The organism is Intestinimonas sp. MSJ-38, from assembly GCF_018917925.1.
Classification (GTDB): Bacteria; Bacillota; Clostridia; order Oscillospirales; family Butyricicoccaceae; genus Pseudobutyricicoccus.
Genome location: NZ_JAHLPO010000059.1, coordinates 1 through 2,735, shown reverse-complemented (window position 1 = coordinate 2,735; position 2,735 = coordinate 1). Strand labels below are relative to the sequence as shown.

The 2,735-nt window shown below is 45.8% G+C and carries 4 protein-coding genes; all 4 read right to left on the bottom strand.

Annotation, left to right across the window (positions count from 1 at the left end; genetic code table 11):
- Window positions 1-134: 134 nt before the first annotated feature.
- A complete protein-coding gene (mobC, locus tag KQI26_RS14970; RefSeq protein ID WP_216505036.1) occupies window positions 135-461 on the bottom strand; it encodes a plasmid mobilization relaxosome protein MobC in 327 nt (108 codons plus the stop codon).
- Between the two features lie 118 nt (window positions 462-579).
- Window positions 580-804, bottom strand: a complete 225-nt coding sequence (locus tag KQI26_RS14965; RefSeq protein WP_216505035.1) for a DUF5348 domain-containing protein — start codon at window positions 802-804, stop codon at window positions 580-582.
- Between the two features lie 24 nt (window positions 805-828).
- Window positions 829-1,704, bottom strand: coding sequence for a replication initiation protein (locus KQI26_RS14960; RefSeq protein WP_216505034.1), 876 nt, complete (start codon window positions 1,702-1,704; stop codon window positions 829-831).
- Between the two features lie 827 nt (window positions 1,705-2,531).
- On the bottom strand, window positions 2,532-2,735 hold a 204-nt coding region (locus KQI26_RS14955), incomplete at its 5' end, for an IS3 family transposase (RefSeq protein ID WP_216503868.1).

The window sequence follows — 2,735 nt, the reverse complement described above, 5'->3', positions numbered from 1 at the left end:
GCTCCGGGGGGGTTCAATTTTTTGCGTGTCGGCCTTGGTTACCTCACAAGCGTCCTTAGCCTACAGTTATTTTATCACAGCCTATACAGCTTATGCAAGTTGAGGTTTGACTACCATCTCAAACAACACACCTCTCAAAGATCTCTAATTGCCTGCCATAGTTCAGACTGCATCTTCTGAATGTCAGATTGCATCTCCTGGATCTGCTCTATATCATCTTTTTGGACAGTATGTATACTGTTGATCACCTTGGCGATTTGGTTGATGTTGTTGCCCATGGCGGACATTTGCCGCAGCAGCGCCGCCAGATTTTCCGGCGGATGGGGCTTCAATTCTCGGCCCAAGATGAGCTGCCGGATCAGCGGCTCCATCTTTAGGCCAGTAGTCTCTGACAGCCGTTTGAGGTGGGCATGCTCTTGTTCATTTAAGCGCACTAAAACAGCTTTTCCCCGCTTGCGCATAGTTCAATTATCTCCTCTCAAGGCACATTAAAATCGGGGGGTATTAGGGGGTATCCCCTTAACAAGTTCGCATTTGGCTAGCCAAATGCTATACTTGCAAAGACACCGCAGCACATTATTACATCCTGGCAAACAGTCCAGACACCTGGTAACCCAATAATCCCTCAAGATACCAGTCCTCACCATACTCTATCCGGGTGGCCACCCATTCTGGCTTGTCCCCGTTCAAGCCGTTGCATACTAGGACTTCCAGGCACTCCCCACAATGCAGTTCCCGCCCGTCAAAAATCATGCGGTCACTTTCCGGGTCATAGCGAAGCTGAGAGATTCTTTTTTCCTCCATAGTAAACTTCCTCCTCAAGTTTCTTCAAAAAGCCTTAGAAGGCCCTTCAGAGCGTTCTGTGCGGTTTTCTGCTAAGAATTTAGCCTTGACGGTATCCTGGCTCTCCTGCATCAGCTCCAGTATGTCAATTTGTCCGTCCAGAGCATCATTGATTGCTCTGTCTGCATCCAGCAGATCAGCTTTCTTCTTTTCGGCCATGAAGAAGATCACCCTGACTACCTTTCTGCCTTCTTTCACGGGTTCCCATGCAATCTTGATATCCGTGTATTCATTGATTTCTGCAACAGCAGGTTCTATAACCCATCTGCGGAAGTCATAAAAGTTTTTGTAATTTTCACAATTCAACTGCTTCTTTAACTGCTCAACATCGAAGAACCATTCGATATTGTTCCACTGGTAACTTTTCAGCAGCTCATATAGCCGGATCGCGTACTGGCTCTTCATCGGTAGAATGTACTTTAGCTGGTAATGCGTGTAAAACTTGTCTTTTGTCAGCTCGAGAAGATATGGCATCATATCGTCATCGAAGCGTATGGTCACGGTACCACTTTTCTTGTTTGTCCTGACCTTGTTAAACCAACTGACTGTGCTTTCTACATTGGGGGTGGTTTCTACCCACCATGTTTTCTGTTTCAAGCCTATGAGAATGGATTTCAGTTCTGTGTAACTTTCACCTTGCAGACCGCAGAGCTTATAAAAATCACCTAGCTCAAATGTGTATTCTTGAAATACCGTGTCCTTCGGTTTGATTTTGGAAATAGCATATAAAACGCATCTTTGCTCCTGTAAAGACAGCTCATGTCGGCCTTTTTGTATCATATCATTTGCCTTGTAAATTTCCATTTCTCGCCCGGATCGGATTTGTAAGTCCTGTCTTTCAGAGAGTGTCTTTCGAGCCATGCTGCCACCTGCTTTTGTCAAGATGGCTCCATTATAACGCATAATGCGAGGAAAGTAAATAAACCTCGCATTATGCGAGAAAACTTAGTTTTTGTCCCATTTCCTCTTATTCTTATCTTTATTATTATATTATTCCTATATTATAGGCCCCTTGAAAGCCATTGTGGTGCAAACTTTTGCAGATTTCTATTGCGAGAAATTCGACGGTCTATTGCGAGAAATTCGACGGTCTATTGCGAGAAATTCGACGGTCTATTGCGAGAAATTCGACGGTCTATTGCGAGAAATTCGACGGTCTATTCGGAAAATTACACGGTTGCCAGAGATGTGCTGTGCCGAAAAAAGAATCGTTTTATGGCTTTGCAAGCATAGCATTTGGCTAGCCAAATGCGAACTTGTTAAGGGGATACCCCCTACACCCCCGCTACTGGTATAAGTTTAAGAGTCGTGTTGTTTTAGATGGTAGTCAAACAGCCCTGGAACCTCTGCAATCCCCCAGCACGGCCCCCTCTGCCACCCTAGCCTTTGCCCTGGTTCTGTCCCTGATCGGTGTCCCTGAACATCCTGGCGTCACTCCTGGCCCTTGACTCTTTCTACGGCCTATTGGTATATTTGACCTGCTGCCCTTCTCCAATCTGGCAACAGAAAGGAGGTGTCAGCATTGGAAATCCTCACAAGCGTCCTTATGGCCGTCGTAGCAGGTGTAATTAGCCATTGCATCTGCAAGTGGCTTGACGGTCACGGCAAGGGCAAGTAAGCACAAAGAACCCCCCCGGAGTAGTGAAGTGACCCCAAAAAGTTAGACAATATTCTGAAGTAAAAATTGTTCAAGCAGCCGAAAGGGCTTGCTGTCTGTGAATTGCAGGCGGCAAGCCCTTTAGCTTTGCCTTAATCCTGCGGTTGTTGTAGTAGTCCAGATACTCAATGAGCTCCTGTTTGAAGTGCTCCATGGACTGAAATTCCTGCAGATACAATAGCTCACTTTTGAGCAGCCCAAAGAAGTTTTCTATCACAGCATTGTCCAGACAGTT

What these genes read in the sequence shown, in the direction of transcription:
- KQI26_RS14960 (WP_216505034.1), bottom strand. Translation starts at nt 1,704, where the DNA reads ATGGCTCGAAAGACACTCTCTGAAAGACAGGACTTACAAATCCGATCC.
- KQI26_RS14965 (WP_216505035.1), bottom strand. Translation starts at nt 804, where the DNA reads ATGGAGGAAAAAAGAATCTCTCAGCTTCGCTATGACCCGGAAAGTGAC.
- mobC (WP_216505036.1), bottom strand. Translation starts at nt 461, where the DNA reads ATGCGCAAGCGGGGAAAAGCTGTTTTAGTGCGCTTAAATGAACAAGAG.